Origin of the sequence: Eubacterium xylanophilum ATCC 35991 (genome assembly GCF_000518685.1) — a bacterium.
GTDB lineage: Bacteria > Bacillota > Clostridia > Lachnospirales > Lachnospiraceae > Eubacterium_F > Eubacterium_F xylanophilum.
In genome coordinates this window covers 208339-234286 of record NZ_KI912471.1, presented here as the reverse complement: position 1 = coordinate 234286, position 25948 = coordinate 208339, and the positions used below count along the sequence as shown (strand labels likewise).

Genomic DNA, 25948 nt, shown 5'->3' with positions numbered 1-25948 from the left:
AAAAATGCAAAGAAAATACAGGAGTATATACGTAATCAGATACAAGAGGATTTGGAATACGATCAAATGTCATTGAAAGAGTATTATGACCCGTTTACGGGTGAGCCGGTGAAACAAGGCAAGTAAATTTATGAGCCCAAGGGGCTCTGCCAGAAAATGTAGTGCGGTTGGCGGACTGTTCAGTGCGTCTTTAGACGCAAGCAGGGAACAGCGGCTTATAGCCGCAGAACAAACCACCGGCTAAGCCGGTGGTCATGATTTTAAGGGAGAGTTTTAGAATGAAAATATCTGAGATTAAGAATGAGTTTTCCCATGCCTCACGGGAGGAATGGGAATCTTTGATACAAAAACATATATCAGATGAGAGGTCTGGGGTTCAGAGTATAATCAAGACTTATCAGAATAAGATTAAGAAGTATGAACTTGAAATCGAAAGACTTGAGAAAATGCATGAATTTGAGAATAAGTATAAGGCAGAGTATCCAATTATATGTGGGATAGATGAGGCTGGAAGAGGGCCACTTGCAGGACCCGTTGTTGCCGGAGCAGTTGTACTCCCGGAGGATGCAAAGATACTATATCTCAATGATTCCAAGAAGTTGTCTGCATCTAGACGAGAAGAGCTCTATGAAGAGATAGTTGAAAAGGCGATAGCTGTTGGCGTTGGTATCGTATCACCTAAGCGAATTGATGAGATTAATATACTTCAAGCCACATATGAAGCAATGAGATTTGCAATATCAGATCTTGATACTGTGCCAAATATCTTACTCAATGATGCTGTAGTGATTCCTGATGTCCATATCAAGCAGGTTGGAATCGTTAAGGGAGATGCCAGAAGTGTATCAATAGCGGCAGCCAGTATAATCGCCAAGGTTACTAGGGATAGAATCATGGATGATTATGCTGATGAATATCCGGAGTATGGATTTGAGTCACATAAGGGTTATGGAACAGCGGCTCATGTGGCAGCGATCAAGAAGTATGGACCGCTTGATATTCACCGCAGAACATTTATCGGAAACATTGTAAAATAACTACATTCGGGTTATAATATTTATAGATTATGCTATTGAAGGAAGTGATTCTATGGCGGATTTTGATAAGAATAAGAGAGCGGTTGCACTGGAGTATCAGGTTGGAGATCAGGCGCCGAAGGTAGTTGCCACAGGACAGGGACATATCGCTCAGAAAATCATAGAAACAGCACAGGATGCCAATGTACCGGTTCATAAAGACGAAAAATTGGCATCGAGCTTGTCATTACTTGATATAGGCGAGTATATTCCGCCTGAGTTGTATGGAATCGTGGCGGAAGTGCTCGTATATGTAGATGACATGGAGAAGATTCAGAGAAAGATTCAAAGGTGATAGTTGTGAATAATATCATAGATAATGATTGTGTTGAACTGCTTAGTAAAGATGGTATCCCGTATATTAGCTTTAAACCCCTGCAGGGATATAATCTCATACAGGGATTTTCGACCAAATTGGGTGGAGTGAGCAAAGGCGATTGCGAGTCCATGAACTTGAGCTTTACCAGGGGAGATGATGTGGAGGATGTCAAGGAAAACTATAGATTAATCTCACGGGCCCTTGACTTCGATGTCGAGAGCCTTGTCTTAACTGAACAAGTTCATAGCACCAACATATTGAAAGTTGGAAAAGATGACTGCGGAGATGTATTCTTGCCAGATCGAAGAATCAAGGACACGGACGGACTTGTTACAGATGAGCCGGGTGTGACGCTTATGACATTCTTTGCCGATTGCGTCCCACTTCTTTTTTTTGATCCAGTAAAGCGAGTTATCGGAAATGCCCACTCAGGTTGGCGTGGAACCGTCTCCCAGATGGGAAGAAAAATGGTCCGTAAGATGACAGAGGAGTATGGTTCCAATCCCGCTGACATAATAGCAGTTATTGGCCCTTCGATTTGCAGGAAGTGCTATGAAGTTTCAGACGATCTCTATTACGAGTTTGCCAAGATATTTGATGAAGAGAAGATGAGCAGAACATTTTTCTTGGAGAAAGATGGAGAATACGTACCAGTGGAGTCTGGAGATGTGCCGGAACATATGCAACTTGATTTGTGGGAGGCAAATCGATTCGTCCTCGAGATGGCGGGGCTTCGGGATGAGAATATCCATTGTTCCAAAGTTTGCACCTGTTGTAATCATGATTTGCTTTTTTCGCATCGCTATACCAAGGGACGACGGGGAAATCTGTCTGCTTTCTTGGGAATTCGAGGGTAATATGGAGGTCGCATGAATAAGAGGAATTATCAGCGTGAGCTGGATGAGATATTAAAGGGGATAGAGAGAGCATTGTCGGCAGGGGAGTCTAGGCCAGAGCTCTTGTTACATTGTTGTTGTGCGCCATGTAGTAGTTATGTACTGGAATATCTGGTTAATTACTTTGAGATAACTTTGTATTTTTACAATCCGAATATAACAGAGGAAGAAGAGTATCTGAAGAGAAAAAGTGAGTTAATTAGATATGTAAAAGAGCGCAATTATGACAGAGATTATGGCGTAAAATTCATAGATGCAGACTATAATCCCGAGGTTTTCTGGCAGCTCGCAAAGGGGCTGGAGGATGAACCTGAACGTGGGCGACGATGTACAAAGTGCTATAAATGTCGTATAGATTCTACAGCAAAAGTAGCTGCAGAGGTTGGCGCTGATTACTTCTGTACAACGCTGTCAATTAGTCCTCACAAGGACAATGAGAGGCTGATGGTGCTCGGTGAGAGGGCTGCAATAGAGTATGGTATTCCATATTTGCCATCGGATTTTAAGAAGAAGAATGGGTATAAGAGAAGTATTGAATTATCTGCGGAGTATGGCTTGTATAGGCAGGATTTCTGTGGATGTGTGTATTCAAAAAAGTTGAAGCTAAATTGAAATGTTGGAAATATCACGGTAGAAAGATAAGTTCTCTAGAAAAGGGGCTGTCGCACTAACGATTAAAAATCGTTAGTGTGCAGCTCCTCATCTTTCTATAAAGGCATCTCTTGAATTCTTTGGTTTTCTAGTTACTAATTCTACTGGTCAACTTCCTCACGAAGTCTCTCCAATGTCTCTGAATCCACCCCTGTTATTACCGCTATTTTCTCGATTGACAGCTCTCTGTCTTTTAGCAAGTTCTTAGCAATTTCCTCTCGACTTTGCTCCAAACCTTGCTCTCGACCCTGCTTCAAGCCTTGCTCCAAGCCTTGCATTCGACCTTGCTCCAAGCCTTGCACTCGGCCTTGCTCCAGACCTTCCTCTCGGCCTTCCTCGCGACCTTCCTCTCGACCTTGCTCCAAACCGTCTTCGAATCTATCCATCAATCTCGTCTCATAGGTCATATATTCCAACCTCCATTCCTCGTTGGTTTTGGCTGAATTTACGGCTTCATCCAATCTCTCTGTGTATTCATCTGTTGGAACACTTCCAGCTATGTAATCCAACAAACTTTTCAGTTGAGGGTTTATATCCGTCCCAACATAGCTTGCATTGACAAAAACTTTCATTGTTCCATCGTTCAGTTCCAGTTCTTGATCTTCCCTACACCTATTGACAAATGTATATATCGGAAGTCCCCTTCGAAACAAATCATCCCTGCATATGAATATCACTATATTCTTTCTCAGGTTCCGGTATGAATCACCTGCGTCTATCTGATCCATGTCCATCATATCCTGATAGTATCTCGATCTCTGCGGGAGGTATTTCTCCGTATATGCCTGCATCTCTAGGTCATACATGGTTGCTTTATTATCGCGTACATATACATCTAAGCGCACTCCCTTTGATTCCCGGGTTAGCTTAATCGTCTTCTGATACTCTGGCGGCTCTATTCTTTCTACTTTTATCCCAAGCAGCCTCTCTATCATCGTCTTGCAAAGCTCCAAATCTCTCATCACTTTACTAAACATAAAATCGTCTACTATGCTTAAACTTTCAAAACTTTTAATCAATTATGTCTCTCCCATTCTATTACTAGAATTCTAGTAAGACGCCTTTATTATCTATACTATATCACGACTTTGCGTGCTTTTCAAGTGTCGTTTATACGTGAAAAACTCGCAATTACATCCCCCTCGTCATGCTTATAGGCTCGCCAACTTTCAAAAGAAGAGCTGTCGCACTAACGATTTTTAATCGTTAATGCGACAGCCCCTTATTGGAAACGCATATTGCTGGTCTTACTCACGTCGTTCGTAAGACAATTATTATTTATTCTGCATCTTCAAGGCACGAACCTTTGTTGAAAGACCGAAGAGATTAATGAATCCTTCAGCATCATGGTGGTCATAGAGGTCACCAGTTGTAAAGGATGCAATGTCCTCGTCATAAAGTGAATATGGTGAAGTTGTTCCAGCTTTGATAATATTTCCCTTGTAAAGCTTGAACTTAACCTCGCCTGTTACATAGCGCTGTGTACTCTCGATAAATGCCTGAACTGCTTCGCGGCGAGGAGAGAACCATTTTCCTTCGTAGCAAATCTGAGCGAGTTTCTGTCCCATCTCTTCTTTAAGCTCATATGTTTCACGGTCAAGGATGAGTTCCTCGAGCTGCTGGTGAGCTTCATAGAGGATTGTTCCACCTGGAGTCTCATATACACCACGTGATTTCATACCAACTACACGGTTTTCTACGATATCAACGATACCGATTCCATGCTTACCACCGAGCTTGTTGAGTTCGCGGATGATATCTGATACTTTCATCTCTTTGCCATTAACTGACTTTGGAACACCCTTCTCAAAAGTCATTGTTACATATTCGGCTTCATCCGGGGCTTTCTCAGGTGTTGTTCCAAGAACAAGGATATGATCATAGTTAGGTTCATTTGCAGGATCTTCAAGTTCAAGTCCCTCATGGCTGATGTGCCACAAGTTACGGTCACGGCTATAGCTTGAATCTGCTGAGAATGGAAGGTTGATTCCATGCTGTTTGCAGTACTCGATTTCAGACTCACGTGAATCCAGTGTCCATTTGTCGCTTCTCCAAGCTGCGATGATCTTAAGATCTGGAGCAAGAGCCTTGATACCAAGCTCAAAACGGATCTGATCATTTCCCTTACCTGTTGCTCCGTGGCAGATAGCAGTAGCGCCTTCCTTGCGGGCAACTTCTACGAGACGTTTAGCGATTACAGGACGAGCCATACTTGTACCGAGAAGGTACTTGTTCTCATATACAGAGTGTCCCTGTACACATGGAACTACGTACTCATCGCAGAATTCGTCGATAACATCTTCAATGTAGAGTTTAGAAGCGCCACATGATAGAGCTCTTTCCTCTAATCCATCTAATTCTTCTTCCTGTCCACAGTCGATGCAGACACAGATTACTTCATAATCAAAGTTTTCCTTGAGCCAAGGAATGATTGCAGTGGTGTCAAGTCCACCAGAATAAGCTAAGATAACTTTTTCTTTCATTTTTTTCCTCCTATATTGTATTATTTTTGGCATATGCCATATAAAATATTCAGCAAAACCATGACTACAGTATACAACAAAGATGAATATTATGCAATGATTTTTTGAAAATATTCTGAAAAAATGTGAGAATATTTATAAAAAATCCCTTAATTTATCAAATCTTACTTGCAATAATAAGTAAAAGGGTATATAATGTTCATATGAGTGAATAATATTCACAATTCAATGCATATTATGCATAAAATTCAAAATAGATGAATAAGTTAGAAAAAAAATTTTTTATAGAAGGAGTTGATTGTTGTGATTAAAGCAGGAATTATTGGTTCAACAGGTTATGCCGGACAGGAGCTCGTGAGACTTTTGTTGCAGCACAAGGAAGTAGAGATTGTATGGTATGGCTCAAGAAGCTATGTTGATGAGAAGTTTAGCAAGGTTTTTGGAAATACATTTAAGATAGTAGAAGATATATGTAAGGGTGATGATTTGGATCAGCTTTGCAAAGAGGCAGACGTGATCTTTACGGCAACTCCTCAAGGATATCTGGCTGGAGTCATTAATGAGAATATTTTGGCAAATTGTAAGGTTATAGATTTGTCGGCTGATTTTAGATTAAAGGATGTCAATGTATATGAAAAATGGTATGGCATAGAGCACAAAGCTCCCGAGTTAATAGAGGGAGCAGTATATGGATTATGTGAGATTAACAGAGAGGATATCAAGAAAGCTACACTTCTTGCAAATCCGGGATGCTATACAACATGTTCGATTATGTCTATGTATCCTTTGGTTAAGGAGCATATGGTGGATGTGGATACTATTATAGTAGATGCTAAGTCCGGTACATCAGGAGCCGGAAGAGGTGCCAAAGTTCCTAATCTCTTCTGTGAGGTTAACGAGAGCATCAAACCTTATGCAGTTGCTAGTCACAGACATACACCAGAGATTGAAGAGCAGCTTGGTTATGCTTATGGTGGAGATATTTGCATCAACTTTACACCTCATCTTGTTCCTATGAATAGAGGAATTCTTGCAACTTGCTATGCAAAGCTCACAGGGGACTATAGCTATGAGGATATCAAGGCTGTATATGAAAAGTATTACAAGGACGAGTTCTTCGTTCGCCTCTTAGACAAGGGTGTTATGCCTGAGACCAGATGGGTTGAGGGAAGTAATTTCATCGATATTAATTTTGTTGTAGATGAGAGAACGGGAAGAGTTATCGTTGCCGGAGCACTTGATAATATGGTCAAGGGTGCTGCAGGACAAGCTGTTCAGAACATGAATATCATGTTTGGACTTGATGAGACAGAGGGACTCAAGTTAGTTCCTGTATTCCCATGATAAAGGAAGGAGCATAAGTATGGATTATAAAGTTATAGATGGCGGAGTGACAGCCAGTGCCGGATTTAAGGCTAGCGGAGCTGAAGCCGGTATAAAGTATTCAGGAAGAATGGACATGGCACTTGTTTATAGTGAGAAGCCTTGTGATGTGGCGGGAACTTTTACTACTAATGTAGTAAAGGCTGCACCGGTTCTCTGGGACAAGAAGCTAGTAGAAGACGGAAATAAGGTAAATGCTGTTGTGCTCAATTCAGGAATTGCCAATGCATGTACAGGTGATGAGGGAATGGATTACAATTACAAGATGGCTAGTCTCATGGGAGAGCAGCTTGGAGTTGCGCCGGAAGCAGTGCTTACAGCTTCCACAGGTGTTATCGGTATGCAGCTTAGAGTAGAGCCAATTGAGAAAGGTGTCAAGCTTTTGAAGGATGCTCTCAGTGATAGCAGAGAGGGTGCGAAGAATGCTGCTACTGCAATTATGACGACCGATACTGTCTCTAAGGAGAGTGCTGTTGCGATTGATATAGACGGTGTGGAAGTACACATCGGAGGAATGAGCAAGGGATCTGGAATGATTCACCCTAACATGGCAACCATGTTAAGTGTTATTACGACAGATGCGAAAGTAGATGCAAAGGTGCTTCAGGCGATGCTAAGCGAGTCAGTTGACGGATCATTTAACATGATTAGCGTCGATAGAGATACATCTACCAATGATACTTGTCTGTTGCTTGCCAATGGTGTTTCAGGCGTGGAAATTACTGATGGAAGCGAGGCATATAAGAAGTTTAAGGACGGCCTCACATATGTGACTACTGATCTTGCAAAGCAGATGGCTGCTGATGGCGAGGGAGCTACAAAGCTCTTTGAGGTGACTGTCGTAAATGCCGCCAGCAAGGAAGACGCGAAAGTTCTCAGTAAATCAGTTATCACTTCAAATCTTGTTAAGACAGCTGTCTATGGAAGTGATGCAAACTGGGGAAGAATTCTATGTGCTCTTGGTTATTCCGGAGTTGACTTTGATTTCACGATTGTTGATATTATACTCAAAGCCAACGTAGATGGCAAGGATGAGGAGCTTGTGCTTGTTAAGGACGGAGTTGCTACGGACTACAGTGAGGATTTTGCGACCAAGATGCTCTCACAGAGCAAAGTTACTGTTGTATGTGACATGAAGCAGGGAGATGCAAAAGCTACTGCCTGGGGATGTGACTTGACTTATGATTATGTAAAGATAAATGGAGATTATAGATCTTAGAAAATGGAGGAAAACAATGGACGATTTGAGAGATGTTATGATTAAGGCGGAGACACTTATCGAGGCTCTGCCATACATAAGAGATTTTAATAATAAAAAAGTTGTAGTTAAGTACGGTGGAAGTGCGATGCTCGATGAAAAGTTGCAGCAGAGTGTGATTAAGGACGTGGCATTACTAAAGCTGGTTGGAATGAGACCAATCATCGTTCACGGTGGCGGCAAGGAAATCAGCAAGTGGGTTAAGCTCATGGGCAAGGAGCCTGAGTTTGTAGAGGGACTTCGCGTGACAGACGAAGATACTATGGAAGTAGCGGAAATGGTCCTCAACAAGGTTAACAAGACACTGGTTCAGCTCATGGAAAAGCTCGGTGTCAGAGCCGCTGGAATCAGTGGTAAGGATGGAAGAACTCTCATCTGTGACAAGAAAGTCCTTGAGAGCGGTGCGGATGTTGGATATGTAGGTGATGTAAGAGAGGTAAATCCTGAGCTTATCGATACACTTCTTGACAACGATTTTGTGCCTATTATCGCACCAATTGGACTTGGAGATGACTATAAGTCATATAATATTAATGCAGATGATGCAGCTTGTGCAGTTGCCAAGGCTATCAAGGCAGAAAAACTTGTATTTATGACTGATATCGTCGGTGTATGCAAGGATGCTGATGATCCTTCAACTCTTTTTTCTGTATTGACTCTTGACGAGGCCAACAAGTTGATTGACGAGGGATTTGTTGGTGGAGGAATGATTCCAAAGCTCAAGAATTGTATAGATGCAGTAGAAGATGGAGTTAGTAGAGTCCATATTCTTGATGGACGTAAGGAACACTGTCTCTTGCTTGAGTTCTATACCAAGAAAGGTATTGGAACAGCTTTTATAGGCGATGAAGAGACATTATATGAACATGAACAATAAAAGGATTAAGATGAGGTGACAATTATGAAAAAATCAATAGAATTAGCGGAGGAGAATCTAATTCACTCCTATAATCGTTATCCTGTGGAACTTGACCACGGTGAGGATGTATATCTTTATGATACAGAAGGCAAGAAGTACCTTGACTTCGCAGCCGGTATCGCAGTTTGCGCTTTGGGATATTCTAATGAGGCATACAAGGAAGCGCTGAAGGCTCAGATAGACAAGGGAATTCACTTCTCGAACTATTTTTACTCTGAACCATTGAAGGATGCTGTGAAGAATATAAGTGAGGCAACGGGCCTTGATAAAGTATTTATGGCTAACAGCGGAACAGAGGCCAACGAGGGTGCCCTCAAGATTGCTAGGAAATATGCAATTAGCAAGGGGTATACCAATCGTTCTGAAGTGATTGCTATGGATAAGGCTTTCCACGGACGTACCATGGGAGCGCTTTCAGTTACAGGAACTAAGAAGTATCGTGAGAACTTCGAGCCTTTGATTAGCGGAGTTACATTCTGTGATTTCAACAATCTTGAGAGTGTGAAAAGTGCAATTACTGATAAGACTTATGCAATCATCCTTGAGCCTGTTCAGGGCGAGGGCGGTATATATCCGGCGACTAAGGAGTTTATCCAGGGAGTTCGTGAACTCTGTGACAAGCATGATATCGTGATGATTTGCGATGAGATTCAGTGTGGTATGGGACGTACAGGTAAAATGTTCGCATTCCAGAACTATGACATAAAGCCGGATATCGTTACACTTGCAAAGGGTGTTGGTAATGGTATTGTGGTCGGTGCAATTGCAACTAAGAAAGAAGTTGGAGAGCAGCTTGTACCAGGTGATCACGGCACAACATTCGGCGGAAATCCTCTGTCATGTGCAGCTGTCAATGCCACTTTTGATGAATTCAAAAAACAAGGCATCCTAGACAACGTAAACGAAGTCGGAGAATACCTTGTTTCTAAATTACAAAGTCTTAAGGAAAAGCATTCTTGCATCAAGGACGTGCGCGGACTTGGATTCATGCTTGGAATCGAAGTTGACATTCCGGTTGGCGATGTATGTAAGAAATGCCTTGAGAGCGGACTCATCGTTCTAAGCGCCGGAAGTAACGTGGTTCGTCTTGTTCCACCGCTGGTTATTTCTAAGGAAAATGTTGATGAGATGATCAATATCCTTGATAGCGCTTTGGAGCAGTAATTTAATTAAATACTCCAAATGAACCAAGAAGTAAGATGGTGAGAAGTACGGGAGTAATGTACTTTATCATGATAAGATAGAGTTTCTTCCTTCCGAACTTTTCATCATTTTTTGTGGCTTCGTCGATAACAGTCTTAGGTTTTACAACCCAACCAACCAATATACATGTACTTATTGCAACGATAGGCATTAGAATATAATTACTTATGTAGTCAAAGATATCAAGAATTTGTGCTGTACTGCCATTTGGAAGTTTGAGTTCAATATAGAATATATTGTAGCCAAGACTGATGAAGACACCAAGGACAAGTCCTATTACCGTCTCGATAATTACAGCTTTCTTTCTGGAACATTTAAAATAATCCATAATGCAGGAGACAACTGCTTCGAGTATGGAAACAGAGCTGGTAAGAGCTGCAAGGAGAACCATCAGGAAAAATACGATTCCCAGAACATTTCCGAGGCGTCCCATACTTGTAAAAACTTTTGGAAGAGTTGCGAACATAAGGCCTGGACCGGAGTTTTGCATACCCTCTGAGCCGAAAAATGCAAATACGGCGGGGATAATCATTATACCGGCGAGAAATGCCACAATTGTATCGAATATCTCGATTTTATTAACGCCTCCGACAAGATTGTCATCGTCTTTGAGGTAGGAACCATAAGTAACCATGATTCCCATGGCAACACTGATACTATAGAAAAGCTGTCCCATTGCATCAATGAGAGTATGGAAAACTTTGCCGGGAGTCATGCTTTTGACGTCCGGTATAAGATAAATCATCAAGCCGTCAAAACCAGTTCTTCCCTCATTTCCCGTGATCGTCAGGGAGAATATGGCAATAACTAGCAAGAGAACCAAAAGCATAGGCATAAGTATTTTGGATAATTTTTCTATTCCCGAATTGACTCCTCGGTATACAACAATTGAAGTCGCCAGGAGGAAAATAACAAAGAATATAATCGGAGGATAGATGCCGGTTATATAATCGGTAAAATACGAATCTCCTGAGGCGGCAATGCCATGTCCAGCCAAGTAAGTAGTACAGTACTTAAGAACCCAACCACCGATGAGACAGTAGTAAGGAAAAATCAAAAATGGCACGAAACTTGCCAACAATCCGAGCCACTTAAACTTGCTATGTAGCCTGCCATATGCTTTTAGACAACTGTGTTTTGTCTTTCTTCCGATAGAAATCTCCGTAATCAAAAGAGTAAATCCAAAGGATAGAGCCAGGATTATGTATATCAATAAAAATGTTCCGCCACCATCCTTGGCTGCCAAATATGGGAAACGCCATATATTCCCCAATCCAACGGCACTACCGGCTGCTGCTAGAATAAATCCGATTGAACTTGAAAATGTGTTTTTCTTTTCGCTCATTGTAATTCTCTCTTTCTCTCTAAATATGTTGGATTTTGATTATCCAATAAACATTTTTATTATCTCACTTTAATAAAGAAAAGTCAAATGATATAATTTAGATAAATGTCGGATATTGTTTTATAATAATGTTTATGTTAGAATTGGTAGGAGAAGATATTATTCTATGTAGGGAGGAATATGCAGTGAATAGCATTATGATTGTAGAGGATGATGAAACTTTACGAGAAGAAGTAAGTGTGCTTTTAAAAAAAACAGGATATCTTGTGAAAAAAGTTGAAGATTTTTCTAATGTATATGAGCAGATGATAATGGGAGATGTAGATCTAATTCTTTTAGATATTACTTTGCCCGGTGAAAGTGGTCAGATATTATTACAGAAGTTTAGAAAGAAGAGTGATATTCCGGTCATCGTACTTACTAGCAGGACAGAAGATGTGGATGAATTGGTATCTATGAGTTATGGCGCGGACGACTTTATTACGAAGCCATATAATCCAGCAATCTTGCTCTTGCGCATATCAGCAGTTTTAAAGAGAAGTGCATCTGCAAGTCAATCTCAGAATTATAGGGGGATTATTGTCAGCAGTATTAAGGGGAGTTTATTGAAGGAAGATAAGGAACAGGTGTTAACTAAAAATGAGATGTTGATTTTTCAACATTTGCTTGATCACCAGGGCGAGATAGTTTCTCGAGAGGATTTGATGACAGTACTTTGGGACAATGATGAATATGTTAATGACAATGCTTTATCTGTGAATATCAGTAGGCTTAGGAATAAGCTATCGGACTTTGGTTTAGAGAATGCAATAGAGACAAGAAAGAAACAGGGGTACGTGCTAAGATGACAATAGCAAATTATATAAAGGACAGATTAATCGCGTATTTAATAGGAGGATTGGGATATTTATTTATAATGATTTTTATGTTGGCATTTAAAGTTGAATGGCAGTTGATTCTAGTGGTGACAGTCGTTTGTTTTATGACTGTCATTTCTCATGAAGTATGGAATTTGTTGCGAAAGAAAGCATTTTATGACAAAATACAAAATTTAGTAGAAGAACTTGACAAAAAGAATCTTATGTCTGCGATGCTGAAAAAACCATCATTTTATGAGGGAAAAATGATATATGAATCACTTTGTGCCGGCAACAAATCCATGACAGAACAGATAAATGTATATAAAAGACAAACAAAAGATTTCAAGGAATTTATAGAAATGTGGGTTCATGAGGCCAAGATTCCCGTGGCAAGTTTGAGACTTATTAATCACAACAATCCTGGGGCAGTTACTGAAAAGATAAATGTTCAGCTAAAGAGAGTTGATGACTGTATTGATAATGTGCTGTACTTTGCCAGAAGCGAAAATGCAGAAAAAGATTATATTATCAAGGAAGTCTCATTAAAGAAAATATTTTCTAGTGTTGCTGTCAAGAACAGAGAAACACTTGGATTAATTAATGGAAGTATCAGTACTGATGGACTAGATACGATGGTTTTGACTGATGGAAAATGGCTGGAGTTTATACTGGGGCAGCTCATGGCCAATAGCATAAAATATTCTGCGAGGAATAGAACGCTTGAATTAAAAGCATGGACTGAAGACTTTGAATCAAGTGTTATTCTTCATTTTAGGGACAATGGAATAGGAATTAGTGAGTCAGATCAGCCGTATATTTTTGAAAAAACTTTTACCGGAAACAATGGTAGGCTCGAGTCAAAGTCGACAGGAATGGGCTTATACATAGTTAAAAACATGTGCGATCGCCTAGGACATAGTATAGACGTTGTATCAGAAGAAGGCTTATATACCGAGTTTAAAATTGGTTTTGCCAGAGATGATTATTTCAAGATGAGATAAGGTTACAAAATTGTAATGTTCCGTAAGATTGAAATAGCGACAATTAATCAGAACTCTTGTAAAGTATAGACATAAGAAAAAAGAAAGGAGCTGCTCTTATGGAATTACTTAAGGTAGTGGAAATTGAAAAATATTATGGAAACAAGTCAAGTTTAACAAAGGCCATTGATGGAATCTCTTTTGGTGTAAACAAAGGAGAGTTTGTGGCGATTATGGGAGCGTCAGGAAGTGGAAAGACTACACTTCTTAACTGTATCTCAACTATTGACCGAGTGACAGCTGGTCATATTTATCTAGAGAATAGCGACATAACAGAATTCAGAGGAAAGGAGTTAACTAGATATAGAAGAGAGAAACTTGGATTTATATTCCAGGATTTTAATCTTCTTGATACACTTACTGCTTATGAGAATATTTCTCTTGCGCTTTCTATTCAGAAAACTAAAAAGTCAGATTTGGATAAAAGGATAAGGACAATTGCTGAGAAACTCGGAATTACCGAGATACTTGGGAAGTTTCCATATCAGTTATCCGGAGGGGAGAAGCAAAGAGTGGCATCAGCTAGAGCAATAATCACTAATCCTAGATTGATTCTCGCGGATGAACCGACAGGAGCACTAGATTCAAAATCTTCAAAAATGCTCCTTGAGTGCTTCAAACAACTAAATCAAGATCTGGAGGCGACTATAATGATGGTAACTCATGATAGTTTTTCAGCGAGTTATGCTAATCGAGTTATTTTCATAAAAGATGGAAGAGTGTTCAATGAATTGTCTAAGGGAACTGACAGCAGAAAGGAGTTCTTTGACAAAATTATCGATGTGATCACATTGCTGGGAGGTGACACAAACGATGTTATTTAAATTATCTATAGGAAATATGAAGAAAAGTGTCAAGGACTATGCCATTTATTTTTTTACACTTATTATCGGTGTATCCGTGTTTTATGTTTTTAATGCCATAGGTGGGCAAGCAGCAATGATGAGAATTTCAAATAGAACTGACGGGATTGTGGAAGTTCTTAAAACCATGCTTTCCGGCGTAAGCGTATTTGTTGCGGTTATACTTGCACTTCTTATAGTATATGCCAGTCGCTTTTTGATGAAGAGAAGACACAAAGAGTTTGCCATATATATGACATTGGGAATGAGTAAAACCAAGATTTCCGCAATATTAATTATAGAGACCGTTTTGGTAGGTGTTTTCTCATTAGCTGTTGGTTTAATTGTTGGAATAGGACTTTCTCAGCTTATGAGTGCGCTTGTTGTAAATCTCTTTGAAGCAGATATGTCAAAATATAGATTATTAGTGTCAACAGAAGCTATATTAAAAACCTGCTTGTTCTTCGCGATTATGTATGCTGTTGTTATGGTGTTGAATGGAGTAGCAGTTACAAGAATGAAGCTTATCGACATGATACAAAGCGGTAGAAAATCAGAAAATATAAAGATTAAAAATCCAATTCTATGTATAGTGCTTTTTATTGTTTCTGTGATGATGCTTGGATTTATGTATTATAAAGTTGGATGGTCCAATGGAAACTTAGATCAAAGTAACATAATTCTCATAATTATCGGAGGAGCAATATGTACTTTTCTCATTTTTTGGTCAATTTCAGGATTGGTATTGTATATTCTTAGATTAAGAAAAAAATCATACTATAACGGTATAAATACATTTACATTTCGTCAGATAAGCAGCAAGATTAATACAATGGTTTTCTCTATGACTGTTATTTGTCTTATGTTGTTTGTGACTATATGCACGCTTACAGCATCATTTTCTGTAAGGAATTCTATGAATAATAATATCAGGACATTGTGTCCGGTAGATGCAGAATTAGCGATGATTCAAGGAGACAAAAGTGAGGGTATAGAGCGAGTTTTTGAGAAAAATGGATATAACATATCCGACTATTTTTCAGAATACATAGTTTTCAAAAGCTATACAGTACAATCGTTTACTTTTAAGGAATCCTTGGGCGATAGTTTGGAAGAAATCAAGAAAAAGTATGCTGGTCTCAATTATGATTTTGAAGAAGAAATAATGGGAATAAGCGATTACAATGCAATAAGGAAAATCCAAGGCAAGGAGCCTGAAAAGCTTGATGATGGTCAATATTTCGTACTCTGTGATTATGATTCAATGGAAAATGTAAGGAATCAGGTTCTTCAGAGGAAGCCGGAAATTAACATCATGGGACACAAACTCCAATCCAAATATGACAGATGTTTAAATGAGTCTGTGCATCTTAGTGCGCAGCATCTGAACATCGGAATATTTGTTGTTCCGGATAGTGTTGTAGCCGGACAGAAGGCCAACTCCGAAACTTTATATGGAAATTATAAAGCAAAAGGTGATGAGGAATTGCAAAAGATGGAGAAGAAGTTCCAAAAATGTTCCAACACAATTCAGGAAAATATGGAAAAGAATAAATCAGCCGATAGCTTTGGAAGTAGTATAAATACCAAGATAGATATAAGCAATTCAGCAATAGGTCTTGGAGCAATCATTACATTTGTTGGATTATACATTGGAATCATTTTCCTAATTGCATGTGGTGCTATACTTGCTCTCAAGGAGTTATCGGAGTGTGTTGATAGTATTCAGAGATATGAAATTTTACGTAAAATCGGAACGGAGGAAAAGGATATATCTCGGTCTTTGTTCTATCAAACCGGAATATTTTTCTTGTTACCACTTATTGTTGCCGCGATTCACTCTGTTTTTGGGATGAAATTTTCGGTGGCTGTTATGGAGATTTTTGGAACAGAAGGTATAGGAGAATCGGTATTTGTAACTTCTCTGATTCTAACATGTATCTACGGTGGATACTTCCTAGTGACCTTCTTTAATAAAAAAAATATAATTAAGAGAGATTGTTAATAATTGTCTTACAAGCAAAGCTTGTAAGACCAGCAATATGCGTTTCCAATAATTGGGGCTGTCGCACTAAGACAGTCTAAAAACAGGAAGAGTCCAACCGACTCGAGACGAGGTGCATGAGCATTGAAGTCTCTCTCTGGTTGGCCTCTTCCTGTTTTATATACTTATTTCAAAATCCTCAAAATTGCTTTTTGATAAGGCTTGTATTAGTGTGCTTATTTTTAGATTTGATGCGAATCATCTCGGGGTATGCCAAATCCTCTTTTTTCAAATAGGCATGCCCCTCACGCATTCTCAATTAACAAAGAATAATAATAAAATCTCCCTTTTTTGCTGGAAAAAAATTTTTTTTGAAAAAAGTATTGACATACTTAAAATACTATGCTATGATTGTGTCAATGTATTAAGTGAGTAATACAGTAATACAATAATACAATTTCAAAAGTTGAAAGGAGTGATAGTGTGGCATGGAAATTAGATTCTAGCAAACCTATTTACATTCAACTCATTGAAGTACTTGAAACTAGAATTGTATCAGGAGAGTATCAACCGGGACAGAAGGTTCCTAGCGTGAGAGAGCTTGCAGGCGAAGCAGGAGTCAACCCCAATACGATGCAGAAAGCATTGGTTGAACTCGAGAACAAAGGTATGATTGTAACAAACAGGACTTCGGGAAGATACGTTACTGAGAACCGAGAAATCTTGGATTCTGTGAAGGAGAGTAATGTTGATGAGTTTGTAAAGGAGTTTATCAAAGGAATGATTGCTTTAGGTTTTACCAAAAGTGAGATTAAGGATATCGTAAGTAATCATCTGGAGAAGTAGTGTTAGAAAGGAAAGAGGTATTTTTATGAAACCAATTGTAGAATGTAAAAATGTTACTAAAAAATATGGTAACTTGAATGCATTGGACGACGTCAGTTTTAAGATTCAGCCGGGTTCAATCGTAGGTCTTTTGGGACCAAACGGAAGCGGCAAGACCACAATGATCAAGCTTATTAATTCACTTATTAAGCCTGAAGAAGGAGAAGTACTTGTGGACGGCATGGAGCCGGGAGTGGAGAGTAAGAAGATTGTTTCATATCTTCCTGACAGAATGTATTTTGACGACTATATGAAGGTTAGAGAACTTATGGCTTATTACAAGGATTTCTATGAGGACTTCAATGAGAGAAAAGCCATAGAACTTCTTGACGACCTGAGAATAGACGTTGATGCCAAGATTAAGACATTGTCAAAGGGAACTAAGGAAAAAGTTCAGTTGATAATGGTGATGAGTAGAGATGCAAAGTTATATGTACTTGATGAGCCAATCGGAGGAGTAGACCCCGCTGCACGTGATTACATATTGAACACAATTATCAATAATTATGCACCTGATTCTGCAATTTTGATTTCAACACATCTTATTGGAGATATAGAGAAAATACTGGATGATTGTTTATTTATCCAGAATGGAAAACTAGTACTTCATAAGACTGTGGAAGAGATAAGAATTGAGAATGAGATGAGTGTGGACGAGATGTTCAGGGAGGTGTTCAGATGTTAGGTAAGATTATGAAATACGAGTTTAAGAGTCTCGGCAGAATATTTTTCCCTATTTATATAGGTGTTGCGTTATTAACAGTATTAGCGATAATTGTTTCAGCAATTAATAATGCAATTAAAACTGATGGTGTTTCTGTAATGTCTGTGGTAAATGGTGGAGTGTTAGTAATAACGTTTATTGCACTATTTGTAGTACCATCAGTATCATCTTTTATCGCAGGATATAAGTTTTATGAGTCGACTGTAAAAAGTCAAGGGTATTTGACACATACTTTGCCAGTGAAGAAATCGACACTGGTGATTGGTAAGAATATTGTTGGCGGAATATTTGGCATTATGAGTGTTATTACATCATGCATTTGCTTTATAATTTATGGTTTGGTAACTCTTGGTTTTGATCAAAGATTTAATATCGGGCATTTGTTTGAGATTATCAAAAAGGTTACAAGTCATCCTGAGTTTATCAGCCATAGATGTGAAATTTGCGTGATTATCGTATTGTTTATAATTGCAGTGATTGTTCAGCAGTACGGAAATGTTGGTTTCATACATATGTGCTCTTCAATAGGTCAGAGAATGAATAAGAATAAAGGCGCATGGACTGTAGTTTCTTACTTGGTAATAAATTTTACGGTGTCTCTTGTTTTACAGATTATCATCGGTGTAATATCAGCAACAGCAAACAGTTCTTACTTTAATAATCTGAATGCTGCAATTGAGAATCATCAATATACATTTTTGATGATGGTACTCGTATTCTGTGTGTTAATTAATGTAGTACTTTCTGTTATTTATAATGCAATTGCTATTAGATTCTTTGATAAAAAACTCAATCTTGAGTAATATAGAATGTATGATGCAAAAGCCCTAGTATTCCAGGGCTTTTGCTTTTTTGGGAATCGCATAGCGCTATAGAGTGGATAATTGACATGAATATTATGGAATGATATAATCTAGAGGTATAATTATATTATGTATTGATTAGGAGGAATTTATGATGCTTTTGCAGAGGGAAAGGTTGGAAGTTTCTCATGGAAAAAGATTCTGTCAAAAAAAAGGCAATAAATTAAAAGTTACAAAAACCAACAAAAGTTTACTCTTATTCGGTATGGTAGCTCACACAGTAGCGGATATATTTGCTCACAGTGTATGGGAACCATTCTATATACGTGGTATTAATGGTGGAGTATATACATTAAATGATATGTATAAAAAGTTCATTATGCAATTGGAGGAGACTACTATGAGGAGTAAAAGAATAATAACGATAATGGCACTTGTATTATGCTTTAGTTTTGTGCTTGTATCTACGGATGTAACAGCAAAAGTAAAGGGTGGAACTTGGAAAAATATGAAGTGGAGCTATAATACAAAAACCAAGCTTTTAAAAGTGTGGGGAAACGGATACATGGATTATGTTGGTGATCTAGGAGCTGCAGCAGGATGGGTGCGGTATACAAAAACATATGATGCCACAAAACTTGTGATAAGTGGAAATGTAAAGAGTGTAGGATATTTGTGCTTTATAGATTATCTTAAGGTAAAAGAGGTGATTCTTCCCAAGGGAATAAAGAAGATTTCAGGACAAGCTTTTGAAAATTGTCAGAAACTAAAAATTATTACGTTGCCATATGGCCTAAAGAAAATCAAAGACGGAGCATTTGCTATGACAGGCATAGAAAAGTTGGTTATACCAGGAAGTGTAAAAAAACTTGAAAAATGGTCTCTAGCAAATATTCCAGACTTAAAAGAGTTGATATTAGAAAACGGAGTACGTGAGTTAGGAGATAGCTTCGTTGATTCAGATAACAGACTCAGAAAACTTCGTCTGCCCAAATCGCTGAAAAAAATAGACGGCTATGCTTTTTTGCATTGTGGAATAAAAAAGCTTACCATCCCTATAAATGTAGAAGAGATAGGATTCAGAGCATTTTCCTCTATGGATAATATAAAAACGGTAAAGATAAAATCTACAAAGGTGAAAAAATGGGGAAAAAAGCTGTTTTTCTCCTATGAACCGCACAAAATCAAGGTGATTGTCCCAAAATCAAAGTACAAAGAGTACAAGAAGATAATATTGAAGAATGCAGGGAACAAGAAGGTGAAAGTTGTAAAAGCCAAGAAATTCTGATTTTAGAAGGATTTCTAGACAATAACAGAAAAATCAAATACAAATTATTTTTTTGTTTACAAAATTTATTATTTGTGTTATCATAGATTTTGTTAATCAAACCAATACTCAGAGCGAGGACATCTCCGACCTGCTCTTAGTACTTGGCATTTATAAAAATTTAGGAGGTAGCGATATGACTACAACAGAAAGAAAAGCGGAAATTATCAAGGAGTTTGGTAGAAAGCCTGGAGACACAGGTTCACCAGAGGTACAGGTTGCACTTCTCACAGAGAGAATCAACACACTTACTGAGCATTTGAGATCAAATAAGAAGGATCATCACTCACGTCGTGGTCTTCTTAAGATGGTTGGTAAGAGACGTAACCTTCTTGCATACCTTAAGAAGAATGATCTTGAGGGATACCGCGAGCTTATTGCAAAACTTGGCTTGAGAAAGTAATTTTAAGCAAGAAAAGAATCGAGATGATAGTTGGGCCTGTTAAGAGGTCTACTATCATCTTTTTTGCAAAATAGTCATATAATATTTAGCATTACAGGTTATGGAGGTATCGGTATGAAGCGAGATAGGTGTCAAGCCATGGTGATTAGAGGTGACAAAATACTACTAGTGGAGCACAAGCTTTTTGGAAGAGATTTTTTCACACTTCCCGGCGGAGGATTAGAGGAAGGTGAAACGCCGGAAGAGGCGGCTCTCAGAGAATTGCGAGAAGAGTGCAATGTGGAAGGTAGTATTATTAGACCACTTAACATAGAGCATAAGCCGGACTTGGAAAGCTTTGTTTACAGTTTTCTTGTGGAAATTCCAGAGGATGCTGTGGCTACTAAGGGGATAGATCCAGAGCTTGCACCAGATGAACAAAGTATAGTTGGTGTTGCTTGGAAGAGAATGGATGAAATTCCGGAGCGAGATAGAGCATATCTGTTTTCAGCTGGACTTATTAGAATCCCAATTTTCCATGATATTTGTTTAGAGTGGGATGATAGTGAGATTAGCTATCCAAAAAATGCAAGTAACACTTAATTCTTTACAAAATAAGATATATTGTGGTATAATATAACTTGGTGAAAAATGAAAGACGAAGATGAAAGGAAAGAAAATTATGTACAAGACATATTCAATGGAACTTGGCGGACGTACACTCTCAGTAGATATCGGTAGAGTGGCCGCCCAGGCGAATGGTGCAGCATTTATGCACTACGGTAACACAGTAGTATTATCAACTGCAACAGCTTCAGAGAAGCCACGTGAGGGAATTGATTTCTTCCCACTTAGCGTAGAGTACAATGAGAAGATGTATTCAGTAGGAAAGATTCCTGGAGGATTTACAAGAAGAGAAGGAAAGCCTTCTGATAATGCAATTCTTACTTGTCGTGTTATTGATCGTCCGATGAGACCATTGTTCCCAAAAGATTATCGCAACGATGTAACACTTGAAAACCTTGTTATGTGTGTTGATCAGGATTGTAGCCCAGAACTTACAGCTATGCTTGGTTCAGCACTTGCTACTTGCATTTCAGACATTCCGTTTGACGGACCTACAGCTGCAACACAGATTGGTCTCGTGGATGGAGAGCTTGTAATTAACCCTACATCAGCTCAGAGAGCGGTGTCTGATCTTGCACTTACAGTGGCATCAACAAGGGATAAAGTCATCATGATTGAAGCAGGAGCTAATGAAGTTCCGGAAGATAAGATGATTGAGGCTATTTATAAAGCACATGAAGTTAATGGAACTATTATTGAGTTCTTCGACAAGATTGTTGCTGAGTGTGGTAAGGAAAAGCACGAATATACTAAGTTCGACACTCCAGAAGACTTATGGGAGGATATGGTAAACTTTATCACTCCAGAAGCTATGGAGGAAGCTGTATTTACTGATGTAAAGCAGGTTCGTGAAGAAAATATTCGAAAGATCAAGGATTCTCTTGAAGAGAGATATGCTGAAGATCACCCAGAGTGGATCGATCAGATAGATGAGGCTGTCTACAAATTCCAGAAGAAGACTGTAAGAAAGATGATTCTCAAGGATCATAAGAGACCTGACGGACGTGAAGTTACACAGATTCGTCCTCTTTCAGCTGAGGTTGATGTTCTTCCTACAGTTCATGGTTCAGGACTATTTAAGCGTGGACAAACTCAGGTGCTCAATGTAACAACACTTGCACCATTGTCTGAGAAACAGAAGATTGATGGCCTTGATGAGAATATCACATCAAAGAGATATATTCATCATTATAATTTCCCATCATATTCTGTTGGTGAGACAAGACCAAGTAGAGGACCTGGACGTCGTGAGATTGGTCACGGTGCTTTGGCTGAGAGAGCATTGGTACCTGTAATCCCTTCAGAGGAGGAATTCCCATATACAATCAGAACTGTATCTGAGATTATGGAGTCCAATGGATCAACTTCTCAGGGAAGTATCTGTGCATCAACACTTTCACTTATGGCCGCTGGTGTACCTATCAAAGCTCCAGTAGCAGGTATCTCAGTAGGACTTGTAACAGGTGAAACTGATGATGATTATTTGATTCTTACAGATATCCAGGGACTTGAGGACTTCTTTGGAGATATGGATTTCAAGGTTGCCGGAACTCACAAAGGTATCACAGCAATTCAGATGGATATTAAGATTCATGGATTGACTAGAGAAATCGTTGAGGGTGCTATTGCAAGAACTAAGGAAGCAAGAACATATATCCTCGATGAAGTTATGATGAAGGCAATTGACAAGCCACGTGCTGAGGTTAATGAGTTTGCACCTAAGATCAAGCAGATTATGATTGATCCTTCAAAGATTGGTGATGTTGTAGGTCAGAGAGGTAAGACTATCAATGCTCTTATCGAGAAGACTGGAGTTAAGATTGATATCACTGATGATGGTGCAGTGTCAGTTTGTGGAACAGACAAAGCTATGATGGATGAGGCACTCAGACTTATTGAGATTATTGTTTCAGATTTTGAGCGCGGACAGATTCTTGAGGGTACTGTTGTAAGTATCAAGGAGTTTGGAGCATTTATCGAGTTTGCTCCAGGCAAAGAGGGAATGGTTCACATTTCTAATATTTGCAAGCGTCGTATCAATCATGTTGAGGATGAGCTTACACTTGGTGACAAGGTTAAGGTTGTTTGCCTTGGCAAGGATAAGCAGGGAAGAATCTCATTCAGCATGAAAGATGTTGAGCAGTAATATATGATATGAATGACGTTTTATAACGTTTTATGAGCGCGAGTCCTTTGTGATGGAGGACTCGCCTTATGCTTGTTATAAGACTTGCATAAGATTAACGTAAAAAGGGGCGGTTAAATAATGCCAACAAAAAGTGGCACAAAGAAAACACAACAATCAAAGGCGACTACAGCAGGTAAAAAGAAATTACAAAAGGGAACTGCTGTAAGAAGTTCGGCCAAGAATAAAAAGAACAATACTGAAAATAAAAAAAATACTGGTAAAAATAGAGTATATAATAATAAAAGTGCTGTGCAAGCTAGCGAGCCGAATCCGATGAGACTTGAAATTGTATTTCTTGTTGTCATTGTATTTTCTCTGATAGTTTTGCTCAGCTTATTTGGGTTATGCGGAAGTCTGGGAGAATTAATTGCCAATCTTCACTTTGGGCTATATGGATTATTGGCATATATTATGCCTTTTGTGTACACCATTGCTTTTGGTTTTATTCTCTCGAATATTGAAAATAGTCGCATAATCAAGAAGACAATGTGTTTTTTGGGCTTGCTTTTTTCCGTGGGTGGCTTTATACAGTGGATTGCCAATACTAAGACATACAATCTCGCAGAAGTTTATAAATACTGCAGTGAGAGTAAAAATGGCGGGGGTTTTTTTGGTGGTATTCTAGCTAATTTATTGTCTTCGGTCCTTGGTCGCGTTGGTTCTATTGTTATTATTTTTGGACTTATAGTGCTATTTATAATGCTAATTAGCGGGAAACAAATTTTCTCTCTTTTGATTAATATCAATGAACACGATTATGAAAATGATGCTGATTATGAGAAGTATGATGATAATTTTATCGAATATGAAGATTATAAGAACAAGAATACAAGAAAGAAAAAAGCAGTGCTTCACAATTTGATTGATGATGACAATGCTATCTCTAAGAGAGAGCATGCTGTGGAAATGGCACCGAGATTAAAACCGGAAGAACCTAAGAATAATATTTCGATTATTAGAAGCGGGGAGTCCACGCCTGTATACAAAGAGGAATTGAAGAATAAGTTTGGTGATAAGAGTGAACCTGTTGTAGAAAACACTCAAAGTACAAAGGTTAAAACTTCAAGTGCCAAAACTTCAAGTGCCAAAACACCTGAAGTTGTAGCACCTAAGCCGGAGGAAAAGAAGGCTTCTAAACCGGCAAATTCATCCAAAGAAGAGATTCAGTCAGGAATAAATGCTGTAGCAAAAGAGATTACGGCTACAGCTTCTGAGGAAAAAACTTACAAATTTCCACCACTTGACTTGCTTTCAAGTCCAAAGGCTAATGCCAATGGTACATCGGATGAGGAATTGATTGCTACGGCAGAGAAACTCCAGCATACACTTAAGAGTTTTGGTGTAAATGTCACTATGGGTGATGTTAGTTGCGGACCAAGCGTAACAAGATATGAATTGGTACCTGAAGAGGGCGTAAAGGTTAGCAAGATCACCAGTTTGACTGATGATATCAAACTCAGTTTAGCGGCCTCTGACATTCGAATTGAGGCACCGATTCCAGGAAAAGCTGCAGTTGGAATTGAAGTTCCAAATTCTAAGAGAAGTGCAGTTACACTAAGAGAACTTTTGGAAAGTAACGAATTTAAAAAAGCAAAAAGCAATGTTACATTTGCCGTTGGTAAAGATATAGGTGGAAAGACTATTGTCACGGACATCGCCAAGATGCCACACTTGTTAGTGGCAGGTGCAACCGGTTCAGGAAAATCCGTATGTATCAATACTCTCATAATGAGTATTATTTACAAGGCGAATCCCAATGATGTCAAGTTCATCATGGTAGATCCGAAGATGGTTGAACTTACAGCATATGCAGATATACCTCATCTCATGATTCCGGTAGTGACAGATCCGAAGAAGGCATCTGCTGCGCTAAACTGGGCCGTTGTCGAGATGAACAGCAGATATGAAAAGTTTGCGGAAGTTGGAGTTCGTGATATCAAGAGCTTCAACAAGAAGATAGAGGGATTGACTTTTAATGATGGTAAAACATATGAGAAGATGTGTCAGATTGTAATTATTGTTGACGAGTTTGCAGATCTCATGATGGTTGCCCCTGGAGAAGTAGAGGATGCAGTTTGTCGCCTGGCTCAGCTGGCAAGAGCGGCAGGCATTCACCTTGTCCTCGCCACGCAACGTCCTTCTGTCAATGTTATTACAGGTCTTATTAAGGCAAATGTTCCGTCGAGAATTGCACTTTCGGTATCTTCACAAGTGGATTCAAGGACTATTATTGATGGTGCAGGTGCCGAAAAACTCCTGGGAAATGGTGATATGCTCTTTGCCCCACAGGAACTTCCACAGCCTATAAGAGTTCAGGGAGCATTTGTCTCTGACGAAGAGCGAGATGGAGTTATCAGTTTTCTTCGTGAGCAGGCAGGAGGTGCATCCTATAATCAGGAAATCGCCAGCAAGATTGAAACTGCCCATGTGGAGAGTTCAAACGGTGCAGGTGGTGCTGCGACAAATGCTAATGATAATGACGAGCTGTTTGTAGATGCAGCAAGATTCATAATAGAAAAAGACAAGGCGAGTATAGGACTTTTGCAGCGTGCGTTCCGAATTGGATTTAACCGTGCGGCAAGGATCATGGATCAGTTGGCAGATGCCGGTGTGGTTGGACCGGAAGAGGGAACTAAACCTAGGACAATACTTATGTCCATGGAACAATTTGATAATTATCTAGAGACAGAGCAATAATTTAGCTAAGGAAGGGTTGTATTTTGTTAGGTGTTTTAGTTGTAAATCATTTCTTA

General features: G+C 39.0%; 23 protein-coding genes and 1 pseudogene. 21 read left to right on the top strand and 3 right to left on the bottom strand.

What is annotated here, in order from left to right:
- The 5 genes and pseudogenes from L877_RS12900 to L877_RS0109450 form a co-directional block, all read left to right on the top strand.
- Positions 1 to 126 (top strand): annotated as a pseudogene (locus L877_RS12900) (IS200/IS605 family transposase); the annotation flags it as partial.
- A gap of 152 nt (positions 127 to 278) precedes the next feature.
- Entirely contained in the window at positions 279 to 1037 is a 759-nt protein-coding gene (locus tag L877_RS0109465) for a ribonuclease HII (RefSeq protein ID WP_026835863.1), read from the top strand.
- Between the two features lie 52 nt (positions 1038 to 1089).
- Complete coding sequence (locus L877_RS0109460; protein ID WP_026835862.1) at positions 1090 to 1371, top strand: EscU/YscU/HrcU family type III secretion system export apparatus switch protein; 282 nt, start codon at positions 1090 to 1092, stop codon at positions 1369 to 1371.
- 5 nt (positions 1372 to 1376) lie between these two features.
- Complete coding sequence (pgeF, locus tag L877_RS0109455) at positions 1377 to 2252, top strand: peptidoglycan editing factor PgeF (protein ID WP_026835861.1); 876 nt, start codon at positions 1377 to 1379, stop codon at positions 2250 to 2252.
- Between the two features lie 12 nt (positions 2253 to 2264).
- Positions 2265 to 2903 (top strand): epoxyqueuosine reductase QueH, encoded by a 639-nt coding sequence (locus L877_RS0109450; protein WP_026835860.1) that lies wholly within the window; start codon positions 2265 to 2267, stop codon positions 2901 to 2903.
- A gap of 140 nt (positions 2904 to 3043) precedes the next feature.
- On the opposite strand, the gene L877_RS12895 is transcribed toward L877_RS0109450, so the two are convergent.
- Positions 3044 to 3961 (bottom strand): Rpn family recombination-promoting nuclease/putative transposase, encoded by a 918-nt coding sequence (locus tag L877_RS12895; protein ID WP_051437792.1) that lies wholly within the window; start codon positions 3959 to 3961, stop codon positions 3044 to 3046.
- Between the two features lie 255 nt (positions 3962 to 4216).
- Positions 4217 to 5425 carry an argininosuccinate synthase gene (locus L877_RS0109440; protein WP_026835859.1) on the bottom strand — a complete coding sequence of 403 codons (1209 nt, stop codon included), beginning with the start codon at positions 5423 to 5425 and terminating at the stop codon, positions 4217 to 4219.
- A gap of 303 nt (positions 5426 to 5728) precedes the next feature.
- Here L877_RS0109440 and argC point away from each other — a divergent pair, with 303 nt between their 5' ends.
- Genes argC through L877_RS0109420 form a run of 4 tightly spaced genes read left to right on the top strand, consistent with a single transcriptional unit; the run spans position 5729 to position 10149 of the window.
- Positions 5729 to 6769, top strand: coding sequence for an N-acetyl-gamma-glutamyl-phosphate reductase (gene argC / locus L877_RS0109435; protein WP_026835858.1), 1041 nt, complete (start codon positions 5729 to 5731; stop codon positions 6767 to 6769).
- 19 nt (positions 6770 to 6788) lie between these two features.
- Positions 6789 to 8027: a bifunctional ornithine acetyltransferase/N-acetylglutamate synthase gene (argJ, locus tag L877_RS0109430; RefSeq protein WP_034785516.1), complete on the top strand. Its 1239-nt coding sequence runs from the start codon at positions 6789 to 6791 to the stop codon at positions 8025 to 8027.
- Positions 8028 to 8043: 16 nt separating this feature from the next.
- Positions 8044 to 8943 (top strand): acetylglutamate kinase, encoded by a 900-nt coding sequence (argB, locus tag L877_RS0109425; RefSeq protein ID WP_026835856.1) that lies wholly within the window; start codon positions 8044 to 8046, stop codon positions 8941 to 8943.
- Between the two features lie 24 nt (positions 8944 to 8967).
- Positions 8968 to 10149, top strand: a complete 1182-nt coding sequence (locus tag L877_RS0109420; protein WP_026835855.1) for an aspartate aminotransferase family protein — start codon at positions 8968 to 8970, stop codon at positions 10147 to 10149.
- Between the two features lies 1 nt (position 10150).
- On the opposite strand, the gene L877_RS0109415 is transcribed toward L877_RS0109420, so the two are convergent.
- Entirely contained in the window at positions 10151 to 11533 is a 1383-nt protein-coding gene (locus L877_RS0109415; protein ID WP_026835854.1) for a sodium-dependent transporter, read from the bottom strand.
- Positions 11534 to 11667: 134 nt separating this feature from the next.
- Here L877_RS0109415 and L877_RS0109410 point away from each other — a divergent pair, with 134 nt between their 5' ends.
- From L877_RS0109410 to L877_RS0109355, 12 genes are all read left to right on the top strand, one after another.
- Positions 11668 to 12381 (top strand): response regulator transcription factor, encoded by a 714-nt coding sequence (locus tag L877_RS0109410; RefSeq protein ID WP_051437798.1) that lies wholly within the window; start codon positions 11668 to 11670, stop codon positions 12379 to 12381.
- Complete coding sequence (locus tag L877_RS0109405; protein WP_026835852.1) at positions 12378 to 13394, top strand: sensor histidine kinase; 1017 nt, start codon at positions 12378 to 12380, stop codon at positions 13392 to 13394. Before L877_RS0109410 ends, L877_RS0109405 begins: the two co-directional genes overlap by 4 nt.
- Positions 13395 to 13492: 98 nt before the next feature.
- Positions 13493 to 14257, top strand: coding sequence for an ABC transporter ATP-binding protein (locus tag L877_RS0109400; protein ID WP_026835851.1), 765 nt, complete (start codon positions 13493 to 13495; stop codon positions 14255 to 14257).
- Positions 14247 to 16280 (top strand): ABC transporter permease, encoded by a 2034-nt coding sequence (locus L877_RS0109395; protein WP_026835850.1) that lies wholly within the window; start codon positions 14247 to 14249, stop codon positions 16278 to 16280. The genes L877_RS0109400 and L877_RS0109395 overlap by 11 nt, the downstream gene beginning before the upstream one ends.
- 462 nt (positions 16281 to 16742) lie before the next feature.
- Positions 16743 to 17105: a GntR family transcriptional regulator gene (locus L877_RS0109390; RefSeq protein WP_026835849.1), complete on the top strand. Its 363-nt coding sequence runs from the start codon at positions 16743 to 16745 to the stop codon at positions 17103 to 17105.
- A 25-nt stretch (positions 17106 to 17130) separates the two neighbouring features.
- Positions 17131 to 17829 carry an ABC transporter ATP-binding protein gene (locus tag L877_RS0109385; protein ID WP_026835848.1) on the top strand — a complete coding sequence of 233 codons (699 nt, stop codon included), beginning with the start codon at positions 17131 to 17133 and terminating at the stop codon, positions 17827 to 17829.
- On the top strand, positions 17823 to 18671 hold the full coding sequence (locus tag L877_RS0109380) for a hypothetical protein (protein WP_026835847.1): 849 nt from the start codon (positions 17823 to 17825) through the stop codon (positions 18669 to 18671). Before L877_RS0109385 ends, L877_RS0109380 begins: the two co-directional genes overlap by 7 nt.
- Positions 18672 to 18822: 151 nt before the next feature.
- Positions 18823 to 19959: a leucine-rich repeat domain-containing protein gene (locus L877_RS0109375; RefSeq protein ID WP_084554846.1), complete on the top strand. Its 1137-nt coding sequence runs from the start codon at positions 18823 to 18825 to the stop codon at positions 19957 to 19959.
- 175 nt (positions 19960 to 20134) lie between these two features.
- The gene (gene rpsO / locus L877_RS0109370) at positions 20135 to 20401 is read left to right on the top strand and encodes a 30S ribosomal protein S15 (protein ID WP_026835845.1); all 267 of its coding nucleotides are present in this window, start codon (positions 20135 to 20137) and stop codon (positions 20399 to 20401) included.
- Positions 20402 to 20515: 114 nt separating this feature from the next.
- Positions 20516 to 20983 carry an NUDIX hydrolase gene (locus tag L877_RS13635; protein WP_026835844.1) on the top strand — a complete coding sequence of 156 codons (468 nt, stop codon included), beginning with the start codon at positions 20516 to 20518 and terminating at the stop codon, positions 20981 to 20983.
- Between the two features lie 79 nt (positions 20984 to 21062).
- Positions 21063 to 23153: a polyribonucleotide nucleotidyltransferase gene (locus L877_RS0109360; RefSeq protein ID WP_026835843.1), complete on the top strand. Its 2091-nt coding sequence runs from the start codon at positions 21063 to 21065 to the stop codon at positions 23151 to 23153.
- Between the two features lie 120 nt (positions 23154 to 23273).
- Positions 23274 to 25892 (top strand): FtsK/SpoIIIE family DNA translocase, encoded by a 2619-nt coding sequence (locus L877_RS0109355; RefSeq protein WP_084554845.1) that lies wholly within the window; start codon positions 23274 to 23276, stop codon positions 25890 to 25892.
- Positions 25893 to 25948: the final 56 nt, after the last annotated feature.